At 42.4% G+C, this 15898-nt stretch carries 13 protein-coding genes and 1 other RNA gene; 8 read left to right on the top strand and 6 right to left on the bottom strand.

The window, feature by feature from the left end:
• Nucleotides 1-67: 67 nt before the first annotated feature.
• Entirely contained in the window at nucleotides 68-886 is an 819-nt protein-coding gene (locus tag ACIQXH_RS13235; RefSeq protein ID WP_403123913.1) for a M15 family metallopeptidase, read from the bottom strand.
• A gap of 55 nt (nucleotides 887-941) precedes the next feature.
• Nucleotides 942-1490, bottom strand: coding sequence for a hypothetical protein (locus ACIQXH_RS13230; RefSeq protein ID WP_402954481.1), 549 nt, complete (start codon nucleotides 1488-1490; stop codon nucleotides 942-944).
• A 177-nt stretch (nucleotides 1491-1667) separates the two neighbouring features.
• Here ACIQXH_RS13230 and secG point away from each other — a divergent pair, with 177 nt between their 5' ends.
• The 5 genes from secG (at nucleotide 1668) to ssrA (ending at nucleotide 6197) form a co-directional block, all read left to right on the top strand.
• Nucleotides 1668-1901, top strand: coding sequence for a preprotein translocase subunit SecG (gene secG / locus ACIQXH_RS13225; RefSeq protein ID WP_402870772.1), 234 nt, complete (start codon nucleotides 1668-1670; stop codon nucleotides 1899-1901).
• A gap of 133 nt (nucleotides 1902-2034) precedes the next feature.
• Nucleotides 2035-2781: an alpha/beta hydrolase gene (locus ACIQXH_RS13220; RefSeq protein ID WP_402954478.1), complete on the top strand. Its 747-nt coding sequence runs from the start codon at nucleotides 2035-2037 to the stop codon at nucleotides 2779-2781.
• Nucleotides 2782-2814: 33 nt separating this feature from the next.
• On the top strand, nucleotides 2815-5184 hold the full coding sequence (gene rnr / locus ACIQXH_RS13215; RefSeq protein WP_403123910.1) for a ribonuclease R: 2370 nt from the start codon (nucleotides 2815-2817) through the stop codon (nucleotides 5182-5184).
• A gap of 59 nt (nucleotides 5185-5243) precedes the next feature.
• The gene (gene smpB / locus ACIQXH_RS13210) at nucleotides 5244-5711 is read left to right on the top strand and encodes an SsrA-binding protein SmpB (RefSeq protein WP_402870780.1); all 468 of its coding nucleotides are present in this window, start codon (nucleotides 5244-5246) and stop codon (nucleotides 5709-5711) included.
• Between the two features lie 123 nt (nucleotides 5712-5834).
• Nucleotides 5835-6197, top strand: a transfer-messenger RNA (tmRNA) gene (gene ssrA / locus ACIQXH_RS13205).
• 207 nt (nucleotides 6198-6404) lie between these two features.
• Here the strand turns inward: ssrA and ACIQXH_RS13200 are convergent.
• A complete protein-coding gene (locus ACIQXH_RS13200; protein WP_403123907.1) occupies nucleotides 6405-7202 on the bottom strand; it encodes a DUF2935 domain-containing protein in 798 nt (265 codons plus the stop codon).
• A gap of 271 nt (nucleotides 7203-7473) precedes the next feature.
• Here ACIQXH_RS13200 and ACIQXH_RS13195 point away from each other — a divergent pair, with 271 nt between their 5' ends.
• Together ACIQXH_RS13195 and ACIQXH_RS13190 are read left to right on the top strand one after the other, a co-directional pair.
• Nucleotides 7474-9129, top strand: coding sequence for an FAD-binding dehydrogenase (locus ACIQXH_RS13195; RefSeq protein WP_403123905.1), 1656 nt, complete (start codon nucleotides 7474-7476; stop codon nucleotides 9127-9129).
• A gap of 413 nt (nucleotides 9130-9542) precedes the next feature.
• On the top strand, nucleotides 9543-10532 hold the full coding sequence (locus ACIQXH_RS13190; protein WP_403123903.1) for a nuclease-related domain-containing protein: 990 nt from the start codon (nucleotides 9543-9545) through the stop codon (nucleotides 10530-10532).
• 15 nt (nucleotides 10533-10547) lie between these two features.
• Here the strand turns inward: ACIQXH_RS13190 and ACIQXH_RS13185 are convergent, their stop codons facing one another.
• From ACIQXH_RS13185 to fdhF, 3 genes are all read right to left on the bottom strand, one after another.
• Complete coding sequence (locus ACIQXH_RS13185; protein WP_403123900.1) at nucleotides 10548-11597, bottom strand: Mrp/NBP35 family ATP-binding protein; 1050 nt, start codon at nucleotides 11595-11597, stop codon at nucleotides 10548-10550.
• A gap of 123 nt (nucleotides 11598-11720) precedes the next feature.
• Entirely contained in the window at nucleotides 11721-12194 is a 474-nt protein-coding gene (locus ACIQXH_RS13180) for a helical membrane plugin domain-containing protein (RefSeq protein ID WP_402870812.1), read from the bottom strand.
• A gap of 17 nt (nucleotides 12195-12211) precedes the next feature.
• Nucleotides 12212-15145, bottom strand: coding sequence for a formate dehydrogenase subunit alpha (gene fdhF, locus ACIQXH_RS13175; RefSeq protein ID WP_402870815.1), 2934 nt, complete (start codon nucleotides 15143-15145; stop codon nucleotides 12212-12214).
• Between the two features lie 335 nt (nucleotides 15146-15480).
• Here fdhF and ACIQXH_RS13170 point away from each other — a divergent pair, with 335 nt between their 5' ends.
• Nucleotides 15481-15843, top strand: a complete 363-nt coding sequence (locus tag ACIQXH_RS13170; RefSeq protein WP_402870818.1) for a Na-translocating system protein MpsC family protein — start codon at nucleotides 15481-15483, stop codon at nucleotides 15841-15843.
• Nucleotides 15844-15898 lie beyond the last annotated feature (55 nt).

Genomic DNA, 15898 nt, shown 5'->3' with positions numbered 1-15898 from the left:
ATGGGTTTAATCAAACGTTTGATTAAACTCAAAAAAAGGGGCGTCCACCCTCGGACACCCCCATTTGTTATTTCTTAGTACTGGCTTCTACCGGTACAGCGTTATAATATTCTTCCAATGTGCTGTTGGCCTCAAATATCTCTGTAGCGACATCGACACCGACGTAGCGGATGTGCCATGGTTCATACTTGTAGCCCGTGATATCCTCTTTCCCCTCAGGATACCGGATGATGAATCCATACTCGTGGGCGTTCTTTGCAAGCCATGCAGATTCTTCTGAGTCACCAAAGCAGTCTTGGGCAGCACAGGCCCCGTCATGTGTTGTGACATCAATGGATAACCCTGTCTCATGCTCGCTTGTTCCAGGCAGGGCACTGTATGTTTTAGCCTTTTCTTCGCCGTCCTGTGCGACATAGTTGCTGAAGATGGCGATCTGAGTTTGGTGCGAGCGGTAAGCGGAAACGCCGGCTAGATGCATATTGTCTTTTTCAGCCGCTTGGAACATTTTCTCTAGCGCTTTACCCGCTTCTTTTCTCATCATCCGTTTCTCGATTTTATCCTCGAAGATGAAATCGACTTTTGGATAGATCAGGTCAGTCGGTTTGTAACTTTCGGGAAGGCTGTATTGTTTATTGACCAAGACTGGTATACTTTCAGGTTCGGCTAATGTCTGAAGGCCTTCCTGGGCAGGTTTTGCCGTTGTATCGATGGCAACTTGATGTTTGACTTGCCCTGCAGAATCATCCTTCTGCGTTTCTTCTGAGGCCTTCTGGGATGATTGTTCTTCTTTTTGTTCTTTCTTCTCATCCGTTGAAAAATCGAACGAACATCCAGCTAGTAAGATGAAGGAAGAAAGAGCGGTTGCGGTGAATATAGGTTTTAACATACGAAAAGCTCCTTGGTATAAATAAGATTTCCAAAAAAATAAGGTTCTAAGAATATTATCGGGATAAATAGTCCCTTGTTAACTCCCGCTGGTATTTATCTAGAAACAAGCCAATCCAGATGATCATCAATAAAAAAGGAAAATCATTACGGATGGCGGCTTCGACCACGGGGGTTGTCCAAAAGTGGGAAAGGAACCCGGAAGCACTGTTCATCGTAACTGTTTCAAAGCTGACAAGCGCATGTAAGGCGAGCCAGAGAATGGTAAGCGTATTCGTACCAAACCCTATGACGGCGGCTATGATACTCAATAAAAAGGCGGCTAATCCTAGTAATAAGACGCTGATGCCCGATTGGAAAAAGTCGATGCTGCTATCTGAAAGTCCATTATAAATAATAGCAGTAAAATAAATGGTTGTCGTGATATATGCAGTAAATAATAAATATCGGTTTCCATGATACTTGGCTAGAAGCAGTAGAAGTGGTGAGAGAATGATTAACAGGACACTTATTAAATTACTGCCGTTTGCCCAAAGGGAGTAACCGGCTACCGCGGAGAATAGGATGGTCAGTATATCAAGAATCCGGAGTATGGGCTTAAACATAGGAACACCTCTTTCTTCTCTTTTAAGTGAATTATCTCAAATTTTGATTCAAAAAGAAAACAATGACGATGAAGTCTAGGAATTCTTTCCATTATTCCATAACAATGATTGTGGATACCTTATGGGTGTGGTAAAGTTAAGGTAATTGTTTATTGGTTCTTCAGGAGGTGTAATTGCATGCATGCATTACTCATAACGCTTTTGGTGATTGTCAGTATCGCGCTTATCGTGACGGTATTGCTTCAATCAGGAAAAAGTGCAGGTTTATCAGGTGCGATTGCTGGCGGTGCTGAGCAGTTATTCGGAAAGCAAAAAGCACGCGGCTTAGACCTTGTTCTTCATCGGGCAACTATCGTATTAGCTGTTTTATTCTTTGCTTTAACTTTACTTGTTGCGTACTTTGATGTGTAATGGATCAAAAAATGAGTCTAGCTAAATAGCTAGGCTTTTTTCTTTGCACAATAGTTGCAGGAATAGCTATAGTTAATTTAGAAATTATAAAACAAGTAGATATGACAGTTACAGTTAAAGGAGCCTATTACATATGAAAATGAAGCTGCAAAAGCCCTTTACCTTTGAAGGTGGAAAAAGGGCGGTCTTACTTTTACATGGATTTACGGGTAATTCCGCCGATGTACGAATGCTTGGACGATATCTCGAAAAGAGAGGATATACCTGCCATGCGCCGCACTATAAAGGACATGGTGTCCCACCTGAAGAATTGGTGGAAACGGGTCCTTCTGACTGGTGGAAAGATGTGATGATGGCCTATGATTTTCTAAAAGAAAAAGGCCATACGGAAATTGCTGTTGCCGGACTGTCATTAGGAGGCGTATTTTCTCTCAAATTAGGTTACACTGTACCTATAAAGGGTATCGTATCAATGTGTGCGCCTATGTATATCAAAAGTGAAGAAGCGATGTATAAAGGAGTATTGGACTACGCTAGAGAATTTAAAAAGTACGAGGGAAAAGAACAAGATCAAATCGAAGAGGAAATGGGCCGCTTTGCTGATAAACCCATGCGTACATTAAAAGCTCTTCAAGAATTGATAACGGATGTACGTGAGCACGTAGATCATATCTACGCACCGACTTTTGTCGTGCAGGGTCGACATGATGATGTTATCAATTCAAAAAGTGCCGATATTATTTATGAAGCTGTCGAGTCGCCCGTTAAGCAAATCAAATGGTATGAAGAGTCCGGCCATGTCATCACCCTTGATAAAGAGCGTGAACAGCTGCATGAAGATGTATTAGAATTTTTAGAAAGCCTGGATTGGTCCGAATAATAAATTAATCATACCCTGAATAGGAGGGTTTTTATGGAAGATAATATTCAAGAACATATAAATAAGCTTCTGACATATATGAAAGATGAAGCATATAAGCCACTTACGGTACAAGAATTGGAAGAGGCCCTTAAAATCGAAGACTCGGCGGACTTCAAGAATTTCGTGAAGGCACTAGTTAAGATGGAAGAAAAGGGATTGGTGGTCAGGACGAGAAGCAATCGTTATGGCCTGCCTCAAAAAATGAATCTATTCCGAGGTAAGTTAACCGGACATGCAAAGGGATTTGCCTTTGTGACGCCGGAGGATAATCCGGGAATGGATGATATTTTCATCCCGCCGAATGAAACAGGAACAGCGATGCATGGAGATATTGTCATGGTCCGGGTTTCTTCGGAAACATCTGGTTCAAGACAGGAAGGTACAGTCATCAGGATCCTTGAACGTGGGATCAAACAAGTGGTCGGTACATATTCTGAAAGCAAAAGTTTCGGATTTGTCATCCCAGATGATAAGAAAATCGCCAATGATATTTTCATCCCCCAGCATGCTTCCCATGGAGCGGTGGAAGGGCATAAAGTTGTCGTCAAGCTTACCTCTTATCCGGAAGGACGCGTCAGCGCAGAGGGGGAAGTCATTGAAATCCTCGGTCATAAAAATGATCCAGGTGTAGACATTCTATCCGTCATCCATAAATATGGTCTTCCGATGGAATTCCCTGAAGATGTGATGGAGCAGGCTAATGCTGTTTCAGATACCATCAAAGAATCCGAAATTGGAAACCGTCGGGATTTACGCAATGATGTATTGGTTACGATTGATGGAGCGGACGCGAAGGACTTGGATGATGCTGTTGGGGTTACTAAACTCGAAAACGGCAACTATAAGCTTGGCGTACATATTGCCGATGTCAGCCATTATGTGACAGAAGGTTCACCGATTGATAAGGAAGCTCTTGAAAGAGGGACGAGCGTGTATTTGGTTGACCGGGTCATTCCTATGATCCCGCACCGTCTATCGAATGGGATTTGTTCATTGAATCCGCAGGTCGATCGCTTCACGTTATCGTGTGAAATGGAAATCACACCGGATGGGGAAGTCGTTTCACATGATATTTTCGATAGTGTCATTAAAACGACGGAACGGATGACATATGGAAATGTGAACAAGATTCTTGTCGAAAAAGACGAAGAACAAATGGAACGCTATGAATCCCTTGTTCCAATGTTTCAGAATATGGAGCAATTGGCTGCCATCCTTCGTAAGAAACGGATGAATCGCGGGGCAATCGACTTTGATTTCAATGAGGCCAGAGTGATTGTTGATGAAGAAGGCCACCCAACTGATGTAGTTTTACGTGAAAGATCAGTCGCAGAGAAGCTGATTGAAGAATTCATGCTTGCTGCTAATGAAACTGTTGCAGAACACTTCAACCGTCTTGATGTGCCATTCATTTACCGTATTCATGAGGATCCGAAACCGGAGAAATTACAACGTTTCTTTGAATTCATCACGAACTTCGGATATATCGTCCGTGGATCTGCCAATGATGTACATCCAAAGGCCTTGCAGGACATCATCGAAGCCGTTGCTGGTAAGCCGGAAGAAACGGTCATCTCGACCGTCATGCTCCGTTCCATGCAACAAGCAAAATATGATCCGGAAAGCCTGGGTCACTTTGGTCTATCGGCCGAGTTTTACACTCATTTCACATCACCGATCCGCCGTTACCCAGATTTAATCGTCCACCGCTTAATTCGGACGTATTTGATCGAAGGGAAACTCGATGAAGCGACTAAAGAGAAGTGGAATGCCATTTTACCGGATATCGCGGACCATACATCGAAACGCGAACGTCGCTCCGTTGACGCGGAACGGGAAACGGATGATTTAAAGAAAGCAGAATATATGCTTGATAAAATCGGAGAAGAATATACAGGGATCATCGGCTCCGTTACGAATTTCGGAATGTTTGTCGAGTTGCCGAATACCATCGAAGGGCTTGTCCATGTCAGCTTCATGACAGACGATTACTACCGCTTTGATGAGCGTCAGCTTGCAATGATCGGGGAACGGACAGGAAAGGTGTTCCGGATTGGCGACGAAATCGACATTCGGGTTTCCAACGTTAATAAAGAAGAACGGGCGATTGATTTTGAAATCATCGGCATGAAAGTAAGCCGTCCGCGTCCTTCAGGCGAGAAGAAAATCTTCAAGGCCAATTCAGGTCCAGGCGGCCGAAAGCGCAAAGGCGGAGATTCAAGAGGATCGGAACGCAAAGGCGGCCGTAGTGGTGACACCCGAAACGGTGGAGCGTCTTCTGACAAAAAGCCGAAAAAGAAGAAAAAGTTCTTTGAAAATGCGCCGGCAGCGAAGCGTAAAAGAAAACCTAAAAAGAGATAAAACGGAAGAGAGGATGATTCAGTCATCCTCTCTCCGATTGGATAAAAGGGGAGAGTTAGATGCCAAAAGGCTCAGGAAAGCAATTAGCGCAAAATAAAAAAGCGTACCATGATTTTTTTATCGAACAAACATTTGAAGCGGGTATCGTATTAAAAGGGACCGAAATCAAGGCCATCCGTGCAGCACGGCTGAATTTGAAGGATGCCTTTGCCAAGATAGAAAACGGCGAAATCTACCTTTACAATATGCATATCAGCCCTTATGAGCAGGGGAACCAGTTTAACCATGATCCTTTGCGGACAAGGAAGCTTCTTTTACACAAGAAGGAAATCAATAAACTGATCGGTGAGACGAAGGAAACGGGTTACACCATCGTTCCATTGAAAATGTATTTGAAAAATGGCTTCGCCAAGGTTTTAATCGGGTTGGGTAAAGGGAAGAAACAATATGATAAGCGTGATGACCTGAAGAAGAAAGAAGCAAAACGTGATATCGAACGTGCTTTCCGCGATCGTCAAAAGATGTAGGGTTACCAAGACCTTACAATTGATTTTTTGATTCAATCTGTTATAATTAAACCTGTACCGATGACAACTGAATATCAGCCAACTTGCTGACTATTCTTTTCTCGTACGCTCCATTCTTATCATGGGGACGTTACGGATTCGACAGGGATAGTTCGAGCTTAAGTTGCGAGTCGAGGGGATCGGCCTCGTTAAAACGTCAACGCCTATAACTGGCAAACAAAACAACAACCTAGCTTTCGCTGCGTAACAACAGACGTTAAGCTGTTCCTCCCTCCATGGCCCACGTGGTAGGGTAAGGGACTCACTCTAAGTGGGATACGCCGGAATCCACCGTCTGAGGATGAAGGAAGAGACCAATCAGACTAGCTGCTCTGCCGCCTGTCGATAGGCTAATGAGTTCGCGAAACGCGAATATATCGACTACACTCGTAGAAGCTTAAGTGCCGTTATGTCTGGACGTGGGTTCGACTCCCACCGTCTCCACCAATACATATATTGGTGGTTTTTTATTTTGTCCTTAATATTATCCCTAAAATAAATTTGTTAGTAAAAAACCCAAGCGCCATAGAGTGCTTGGGTTAGTTTGTCGAATGAAGCATGCAAACCATGGATATTCAACTGAAAGCAAAAAAGCCATTAAAAAAAGTGCTGGGATATAATCTTCCTCAGCACTTATCATTAAAATGTAATGTTTCACTCTTTAATCCGAGGTTTAGTAGGATCACAGTTTGGTGTATCAAGATTTGCCGATTCACTTAACTTCATTAGATAGTAACATTCTTCACGTAACATATGGTCCGCCATTAACGGGGCAAATGTTCCTAATGCTTGATTACTTAGCTCCAGCTCTTCGATTTCTTGTAAAAATCCCTGAAATAATTTAATTTCTAACTGGGCGTCTGAATTGAATTTTGCCAAAGCGGGAAACTCAGTTACATTCGTTCTTAAATAGCCTGCCATTTCAACGGCTTTTAAGTAAAATTCCTCAAAATGCTTCGTGAATGAATCACTTTTCTCTCTTAATCTCTTTTCAACACTGTCTAAATTGGATGAAATCGTATCTGAATGACCAGCAGCATCTAATAACCATACAAGATGATGATGTAGTTCATGGTAAATAGGGGGAACTTGCCCTTCTTTTAAGTATTTTAAAATCCGTAGATATTCTTCTAATTCATTTATCATATGATTAATAAAGGTGGGGGCAAGGTGAATCTTGATTTTCCCGATAAGATGTTTTCTTAATAAATCTAATTTAAATTCCCGAAGTTTGATTGCCTCTACTTCAGCTTTTTCCGTTAATTGCATGAGATCATTTGATTTGGCATCATCCAGAAGTGTATCAAATCTCCGAATGAATTTTGAAGCTTTCTCAATTTCCTCCTTTTGAACAGGTGCTAAAGCTTCATAAATAAATCTAGAATGATCACCTAAGATTTGAAGCCAAAAAGAATGTTCAAATCGCGCTGGCTTTTCAAAACCATCATTCATACTGATGTCCCCCCCTTATTAAAAAATACCCATTCAATTTTGATATATATTCATTTATGAGGGGAAGATTCTTAAATCATGTATTTCCAGTATAGGAATGTGAAGGAATCTAATTGCCGTAAAGTCACAATGGGAAGCTTAGTTGTCATAGACAGTTAGGTGCTTCTTTGTGTGTAAGAAGGAAATCGAGACTTTAGCAGGGAATATAGGGACTTAAGTAATAATATTGTAAACGGATACATAGTCTTTGATTTAAATCGGGGGAATATAAATGGAAATGGACGTGATCGTTGTCGGAGCTGGTCTTGCAGGGTTAGTGGCCACGGCGGAGCTAGCTGATGCCGGGAAGCGGGTTCTACTTTTGGATCAAGAACCTGAAGCGTCTATGGGTGGGCAGGCATGGTGGTCCTTTGGTGGTTTATTCCTTGTGGATTCACCTGAGCAGCGTAGGCTTGGAATCAGGGACTCTAAGGAACTTGCTTGGCAGGACTGGCTGGGGACCGCTGGTTTTGATAGGGAAGAGGACGAAGATTATTGGGGCAAGAAATGGGCGGAGGCGTATGTCGAGTTCGCTGCCGGGGAAAAAAGGGAATGGCTATCCTCCCAAGGTATACGCTTTTTTCCGGTAGTCGGCTGGGCTGAGCGTGGTGGCTATCTGGCTGAAGGCCATGGCAATTCGGTTCCGCGGTTTCATATCGTATGGGGGACAGGGCCTGGCATCGTTAAACCGTTTGAAGAGAGAGTTCGCAGGGCAATGGAAAAGGGGCTTGTCGACTATCGCCCCCGCCATCGGGTCAATGAATTGATGACGGAAAATGACGCGGTAATCGGGGTGGGAGGATCGATACTCGTTCCAAGCTCGGCAGGCCGAGGTGAGGCGAGTTCCCGGGAAGTGGTCGGGGATTTTACCTTTCATTCGAAGGCTGTTCTTGTCACAAGCGGTGGAATTGGTGCCAATCATGATTTGATTAGAAGAAACTGGCCTGCCCGACTTGGGAAAGCGCCGAAGACGATGATTTCCGGTGTACCGGAGCATGTGGACGGAAGGATGCTGGCCATCACGGAAAAAGCGGGTGGGAGGATCGTCAACCGCGACCGGATGTGGCACTATACGGAAGGAATCAAAAACTGGGACCCGGTTTGGGATAAGCATGGGATTCGCATTCTCCCAGGTCCGTCGTCGCTTTGGTTGGATGCAAAGGGACAACGATTTCTAGCACCGAATTTTCCTGGGTTCGATACGTTGGGGACCCTTGAGGCGATCCAGAAGACCGGATACGATTATTCCTGGTTCATCTTGACGCAGAAAATCATTGAAAAAGAGTTTGCATTGTCAGGTTCTGAACAAAACCCTGATCTGACGGGGAAGAGCATTCGGAAGGTTCTATCTCGTGTACTGCCTGGAGCCCCAGCTCCCGTACAAGCTTTTATGGATAAGGGGGAGGACTTTGTCATTGCAAGTACAGTATCGGAACTGGTAGACGGGATGAATAAGATTGCAGGTGATAATTTACTGAGTGCTGAAGAGATTGAAAGGCAAATTTTAGCGAGGGACCGGGAGATGGACAACACATTTACGAAAGACCTGCAGATCACGGCCATGCGTGGGGCGCGAAGTTATATCGGTGATCGATTTGTGAGGGTGGCTTCTCCCCATAAAATTCTGGACCCCAAAAAGGGCCCGCTGATTGCTGTACGGTTACATATAGTCAGTAGAAAGACGCTGGGAGGATTGCAGACGGATTTATCTGGTCGAGTCCTTAACGCAATAGGAAAGCCAGTGCCAGGACTTTATGCAGCAGGCGAAGTATCCGGATTCGGAGGTGGCGGTGTCCACGGTTATCGCTCCATGGAAGGGACATTTCTGGGTGGGTGCCTATTCTCGGGGCGACAGGCTGGACGTGCGATTGCAGATAACATAGATTGATGGACTTGCCTGGGCGCAGGTCCTTTTTTTGTCGAAAAATCGATATAATATGCAATTGCGAAGATAAAATCCTGTTTGTGAAGATAAAAACTCGGAAAGTGAAGATAAAGTACTTACTTTGGTAGATATAATATTTCACAATTAGAATCCAAAGTTTGAAGATAAAACGTCAAAGGACGGAATGTAATATCAGCAAGTCTTTAATGAAATTGGTCTGTTATTGTCGAAAAATCGATATATCAGATAAATGGGAAGATAAAAGAGCAATTACCGAAGATAAAATCCCGTTTGCGAAGATAAATATTCGAAAAGCGAAGATAAAACTCATTCGGAGGATATAAATCGAGAGTTTAAAGGAATATCACGTTCTGCTATAGAATTTATGGAGAGAATAACAAGATTGGAGTGATCATATGATTATAAAGGAACGTAAAATCCCGCTTTCTATCCTGAAATTACAGGCTTTGTTGCGCAGGCTTCCACCAGCCCCTCCGAAAATCCCCTTTATTATGAGTGAACTTAGTAAAAAGGAAGCTGGCTATAGGGGAGAGTGCGCTATCGATTTTCCTTTGAGTTTTCTTGAAACGAAGGAGTATTTCATATTCCATGATATCAGGTTACAGGATCAAACTCGTTTTTTCCAAATTGATACGTTATTACTATCCAGAAAATTCATCCTCATCATCGAAGTGAAGAATATAGCAGGTTCCCTCTATTTCGATTCCACTTTTAATCAGCTCATACGGACGAAAGACGGAAAAGAGATGGGGTTTCCAGATCCCCTGAATCAAATTGAGCGACATGAATCACAATTGAAGAGTTGGCTTATGAAACATGGGCTGACAGAACCCCCAATTTACTCTCTGGTCGTAATTAGTAATCCTCAAACAATTATCCGCGCGAATCCTGAAAACCGAAATCTTCATTACAAAGTCATCCATCGTGATACCTTACCTTTTAAAATCCACCAAATCGAAAAATCCATCAACCAACCAAGTCTCAGTGATAAAGAATTGAAAAAAATCATCAAGATCATCAATAAGCATCATACTGAAGCGGATGCTTCCGTTCTCGAACGGTTCAATCTTTCCATGGAGGACTTTATAAAAGGAGTCATCTGTGAGAAGTGTTTGATGTCTCCATTATTGAGGCAGCGTAGGGAATGGAGATGCTCCAGGTGTGAGCACGAGAGTAAAGATGGACATATTCGAGCATTAAAAGATTATTATTTCCTACTTGGTCCCACGATAACGAATCGCCAATTAAGGGAGTTTTTAAGTATATCATCTTCTGCTAGTGCGACAAGGATTTTGCGTTCCATGAATCTTGTCAGTGAGGGGATGAATAAGGGGAAAGTGTATAGGGTGCCTTTCGAATATGAAAAAGAGGCTGACTCCAATTGAGCCAGCCTCTACCTATTAGGATTGATTAACTAAGTCTTCCGCTAATGATGCGAAAGTTTCACCAATGTAGGATTCTTCATCAAAAACGTTGGCGTCGTTGTTTTCTTTACGGTTCGAGAATGGGATGGTTGCGATCACTTCTGTTCCAAGACGTTTCGCAAGCATTTCTCCGCCGCCTTTTCCGAACAGGTAGTTCTTCGATCCATCTTGTTCTTCAAAGTAAGCCATGTTTTCGATTATACCGACGATTTCGTGTTTCGTATGCTTGGCCATTGCACCTGCTCTTGACGCAACAAAAGAGGCGACATTATGTGGTGTAGTTACGATGATTTCTTTACCTTGTGGAATCATGGCAGCAACATCGATCGCTACGTCACCTGTACCAGGAGGTAAGTCAAGCAACATGTAATCTAATTCTCCCCAGTGCGTGTTCACAAGGAAGTTTTTGATCCACTTGTTCAGCATTGGTCCGCGCCACATTACAGGGTTATCATCGGCTGCAAAGAAGCCCATCGACATGACTTTCACACCATGGCTCTCAACCGGGATGACAGTTTGGTCAATCATCGTCGGCTTTTGGGTGATGCCCATCATTGCAGGAACGCTGAATCCGTAAATGTCAGCATCCAGAATACCGACGCGCTTGCCTAGACGTGCTAGTGCAACCGCAAGATTGATTGTCACGGTAGATTTACCGACGCCGCCTTTACCACTTGTGATGGCAATGAACTTCACGCCTGAATCAGGAGCAAGCATCTTTGGCATACCGGTTTCGGTCGTCGCATTGCCTTTTAATACTTTCGTCAATGTTTCCCGTTCTTCTTTGGTCATTGAACCAAATTTCAAGGATACACTTAAAGCACCGATTTTTCTTAAAGAGCTCTCGATATCTTCTTGAATCTTAGCTTTTAGTGGGCATCCTTGAATGGTTAGGACTACTTCTAGTGAAACATGTCCCTCCATGATGTTAATGTTTCGAACCATATTCAGTTCAACGATACTTCTATTCAATTCCGGATCTTGAACGTGTTCTAAGGCATCTATGACGTTTTCTTTTGTTAGCATTTCATCCGTCCTTTATAGTTATTATTTTAAAAAAGACTCAAAAGAGGCTGATGCCTCTTCTAAGCCTTCATTCTATTTATTGTTTACATTCGACTTGGGGATAGTCTGTTTAAATTATTGTTACTATTTTAGTTCTTTACCCATTCCTTTTAAGAAATGGACGCCGAAACCAATTGCTCGATTAATGTCGGGGTCGTTCAATACTTTTACTAAACTCATCACACCGATTTTTTTATCGGTCTCAATGAATTTGCTACCTTCATCGATGCCGGCAAGTGCGCTGCTAAGAAGCTTTGTCACTTGGTCGGTATCAGCCTTCATCAAGGCTCCAGTTGCACCCATAAGCGTATTGATTAAGTTGGTTACGGGTTCTCTGGTTACTTGTCCAAGAGCGACTTTTGCTATTTGTTCTTTTCCTCTAAGCATAGAAGTGGCGGCATCAAGCACGCCAGAGTCGTTCAGCTCACCGAGGATGTTAAACAGACTGTTTAACACCTCTTCATTATCGGTGACTAGCATTTTTAGTTCTTCGATTTTCTGTAACTTGATATCTTCCTCTGTTATAGGATTATGGATTTCCGTGATAGGAGCTGCCATGATCTTTACCCTCCTTATTATTTATCAGTTAAGTGTACATAACCCGGACGTGCCCACTTACGTTGAACCTCAACACCATTTTGAGGATGACGTTTTTTATTACGTGGGTTAGATCCCGGCAATGGAATTTCTCCGCTTTCTTTAAGCACTTCCATACGTACCTTTGTTTGTTTATAAGCAGGTGTACTTGTACGTTGATCATATATAGGACCAGTCAGGAAGTTGATGGCTGAATCCTTGTCGACTGAATTCATCGGAAGGAATAGTTCATTTTTCTTCACTCGGTCTGTAATAAGCACTCTTAATTTGACGGCACCATATGGTGATACCAATCGAACTAATCCGCCATCACTCACTTGACGTTCCTTGGCTAACTCCGGAGAAACTTCAACGAAAATGTCAGGAACTTTAGATTGAATTCCGTTTGATTTATTCGTCATGTTTCCTTCATGGAAATGTTCAAGCATACGTCCATTATTGATATGAAGATCGAATTCTTCAGGGAATTTATGTGGTTCTACCCAGTCAGCTATAGCAAAGCGAGCTTTTTTATCAGGGAAGTTGAAGCCATCCGTATAAAGAAGCGGTGTGCTTGATCCATCATGACTTCCCCATAGGAAGCTGTTCCAGCCTTCAAGTACTTCGTAATTGGCTTGGCTGAAAATAGGTGACAGGCTTGCCATTTCATCATAGATGTCACTAGGATGAGTGTAATTCCAATTTGCACCTAAGCGGTTAGCGATTTCTTGGGTGATTTCCCAGTCCGCTCTAGAATCTCCCAAAGTAGGAAGTGCTTTATATAGACGTTGGACACGGCGCTCTGTATTCGTGAATGTTCCATCCTTTTCAAGAGAAGGAGCTCCCGGTAATACTACGTCTGCATATTGGGCTGTTCTAGAAAGGAAGATATCTTGAACAACAAAGAAGTCTAGGCTTGATAATACTTTATCCACATGGTTTGCATCAGAATCAACAAGTGCCATATCTTCACCGACAAGGTACATCGCTTTCATGTCGCCTTTTTCAATGGCTTCCAGCATTTCAATATTGTGCATACCTGGTTTGTTGTCAATTTTGACACCATATGCTTCTTCGAATTTAGCACGGGCAACATCATCCGTAACACGTTGGTATCCTGGTAGGAAGTTCGGTAGAGTTCCCATATCACAAGCACCTTGAACGTTATTATGGCCACGAAGCGGATAAGCTCCAGCCCCTGGACGACGGTAGTTACCTGTAGCCAATAGAAGGTTAGAGATAGCAGCCGACGTATCGGAAGCACCAGTGTTTTGTGTAACACCCATTCCCCAAAGAATACAAGTACCATCTGCATCGCGAATCGCTTCTGCAATTTGGATCAATGTTTCTTTTGAAATTCCTGTGTTTAACTCTGCATAATCAAGGGTATATTTTTCTAGTATCTCTTTATAATCGTCAAAGAAGTGAACATTTTCATCGATGAATTCTTGATCATGCCAGCCTTGGTCGATCATATATTTAGTAACGGCCATCAACCAAACTTGGTCAGTACCTTGTTTTGGACTGATATGGATGTCAGAACGCTCAGCCATTTCGTTTTTACGTACATCGGCAACGATCAGTTTTTGTCCGTGTAGCTTATGCGCACGTTTTACGCGTGTGGCTAGAACAGGATGTCCTTCGGCTGGATTTGCACCGACGATGATGACAAGTCCTGCTGCAGCGATATCTTTAATCGTACCAGCATCTCCACCCATACCGACTGTGCGGAATAATCCGTCTGTCGCAGGAGATTGACAATAACGAGAACAGTTGTCGACGTTATTCGTTTCGAACATTTGACGTGCTAATTTCTGAATCACATAGTTTTCTTCATTCGTGATTTTAGATGAAGAAATGAATCCTACGGAATTGCCACCGTATTGTTGTTTGATTGAACCAAGTCTTGATGCAACCAAGTCAAGGGCTTCATCCCAGCTTGATTCAACGAATCTACCATTTTTACGGATCAATGGTTTAGTGATACGTTTTTCAGAGTTTACGAAATCCCAACCAAATTTCCCTTTAACGCAAGTGGAAATCGCATTAACTGGTCCTTCATGCGTAGGTTGAACTTTAAGGATTTTGCGCCCTTTTGTCCAAACTTCGAATGAACAGCCGACACCACAGAACGTACAAACCGTTTTCGTTTTCTTCGTACGTGTATCACGCATAGCTGCTTCTATATCAGAAACAGGGAAAATTACGCTGAAATCAGGCTCGACATCTTTAACTAGGTCGATCATTGGTTCCATAATATCTTCTTTCATGGCTGTCATGAAGCCAGCCTCTCCAAGCATGGATTTCTCCATTAACGCATTACATGGACAGATAGTTACACATTGTCCGCAACCCACACATGATGAATTATTGATTTCAGTTCCTTCATCCCAAATAACACGTGGACGTTCTGCTTCCCAATCGATGGATAGCGTTTCATTAACCTGTAGATTTTGACAAACCTCTACGCATTGTCCGCAAGCGATACATTGGTTCGCATCATAGCGGTAGAATGGATGGGACATGTCCACAGCCAAATCCGGTGTAGTTTTAGGCGTAAAGTCTTGGTGCGGGATTTCCATTAATTCTACAGTGTTGTGCAGTTTACAGTTGCCGTTATTATTGTCACAAACTGTGCAATATAATAGGTGATTCTCAAGAAGACGATCCATCGCTTCATTTTGTGCTGCTTTTGCACTTGTTGAATCCAATGAGATATCCATGCTGCTATCGACTTTTGTCGAGCATGATCTAACAAGTTTCCCATTCACTTCCACGATACACGTATCGCATGTTTGAATCGGGTCCACTTCAGGAACATAACAAACCTGTGGATGGGCTATCTTATTTTCATTGATAACTTCCAAGATTGTCGATCCAGTTTTTGCTTTATAATCCAAGCCATTGATTTTAATAGTAATTGAATCGCTCATAATTTTTCCCCCTCTTATTACCAAAAAACACGAAAAAAACCACCATGATTACACCTCTGTCTCTGAACAGTGATGTAAGTCATGGTGGAAAAGTTTAAAAGCAAATCTTGCCAATATACCAATCCAAACCATTATATAAATGATGGATAAAAGATAGAAACATAACAAATCTTATTATGTGACCAACTTTCACAAAGGTATTATACCTTTAATTATAAAAAGAAACAATCAGTATGAGAAAAGTAGTTATTTTCAATAAACTTTTTTTTTTAATCTTATTGCTTTATGATAAGGAAATACTAGATGAAATATCATATGTTAGGAGCGAAATCAAGATGTCAAAAGTAATCCATGAATTCAATGATATGATTCGAAAGCTCCGAAAAGAACTATTCGGAAAAGGGCCAGAGCGTATTCATACGGTTTTTGTAGATAATATGGCTGTTTCCACGCTATATGGGAATTTGACTCCGACGGAAATATTCATTTCGAGTACGGAAGAGGGCAAAGACATGGTTCATTCAGCTAGGACAAAAATGATTCAGGATCTTTATTCGGTTGCTCCTCCAGAGGGAATGGAAGAGTTGGTCGGTGCGAACCTGGTTCATTTGTTTTCTGATATTAAAGTGAAGGAAAATATAGCCATCTCTGTGTTTGTATTTGACCAGGACATAGCAGGAAAACTAAAATCGAACTGATATCATTTTACTGTTTTATATAAGGGGCATGAAGTTCGTGTAGATAATGAGGAGT

The sequence above is a fragment of the Peribacillus sp. NPDC097225 genome, from assembly GCF_044761955.1.
Lineage (GTDB): Bacteria > Bacillota > Bacilli > Bacillales > DSM-1321 > Peribacillus.
Note: the sequence above shows the minus strand (reverse complement) of the source record. Positions and strands in the feature narration are given on the sequence as shown.

Excerpts from the sequence above, each read along its gene's own strand:
- ACIQXH_RS13185 (WP_403123900.1), bottom strand. The coding sequence starts at position 11,597 with ATGCTAACAAAAGAAAACGTCATAGATGCCTTAGAACACGTTCAAGAT.
- fdhF (WP_402870815.1), bottom strand. The coding sequence starts at position 15,145 with ATGAGCGATTCAATTACTATTAAAATCAATGGCTTGGATTATAAAGCA.
- ACIQXH_RS13230 (WP_402954481.1), bottom strand. The coding sequence starts at position 1,490 with ATGTTTAAGCCCATACTCCGGATTCTTGATATACTGACCATCCTATTC.
- ACIQXH_RS13200 (WP_403123907.1), bottom strand. The coding sequence starts at position 7,202 with ATGAATGATGGTTTTGAAAAGCCAGCGCGATTTGAACATTCTTTTTGG.
- ACIQXH_RS13235 (WP_403123913.1), bottom strand. The coding sequence starts at position 886 with ATGTTAAAACCTATATTCACCGCAACCGCTCTTTCTTCCTTCATCTTA.
- rnr (WP_403123910.1), top strand. The coding sequence starts at position 2,815 with ATGGAAGATAATATTCAAGAACATATAAATAAGCTTCTGACATATATG.
- ACIQXH_RS13195 (WP_403123905.1), top strand. The coding sequence starts at position 7,474 with ATGGAAATGGACGTGATCGTTGTCGGAGCTGGTCTTGCAGGGTTAGTG.
- smpB (WP_402870780.1), top strand. The coding sequence starts at position 5,244 with ATGCCAAAAGGCTCAGGAAAGCAATTAGCGCAAAATAAAAAAGCGTAC.
- ACIQXH_RS13170 (WP_402870818.1), top strand. The coding sequence starts at position 15,481 with ATGTCAAAAGTAATCCATGAATTCAATGATATGATTCGAAAGCTCCGA.
- ACIQXH_RS13220 (WP_402954478.1), top strand. The coding sequence starts at position 2,035 with ATGAAAATGAAGCTGCAAAAGCCCTTTACCTTTGAAGGTGGAAAAAGG.
- secG (WP_402870772.1), top strand. The coding sequence starts at position 1,668 with ATGCATGCATTACTCATAACGCTTTTGGTGATTGTCAGTATCGCGCTT.
- ACIQXH_RS13180 (WP_402870812.1), bottom strand. The coding sequence starts at position 12,194 with ATGGCAGCTCCTATCACGGAAATCCATAATCCTATAACAGAGGAAGAT.
- ACIQXH_RS13190 (WP_403123903.1), top strand. The coding sequence starts at position 9,543 with ATGATTATAAAGGAACGTAAAATCCCGCTTTCTATCCTGAAATTACAG.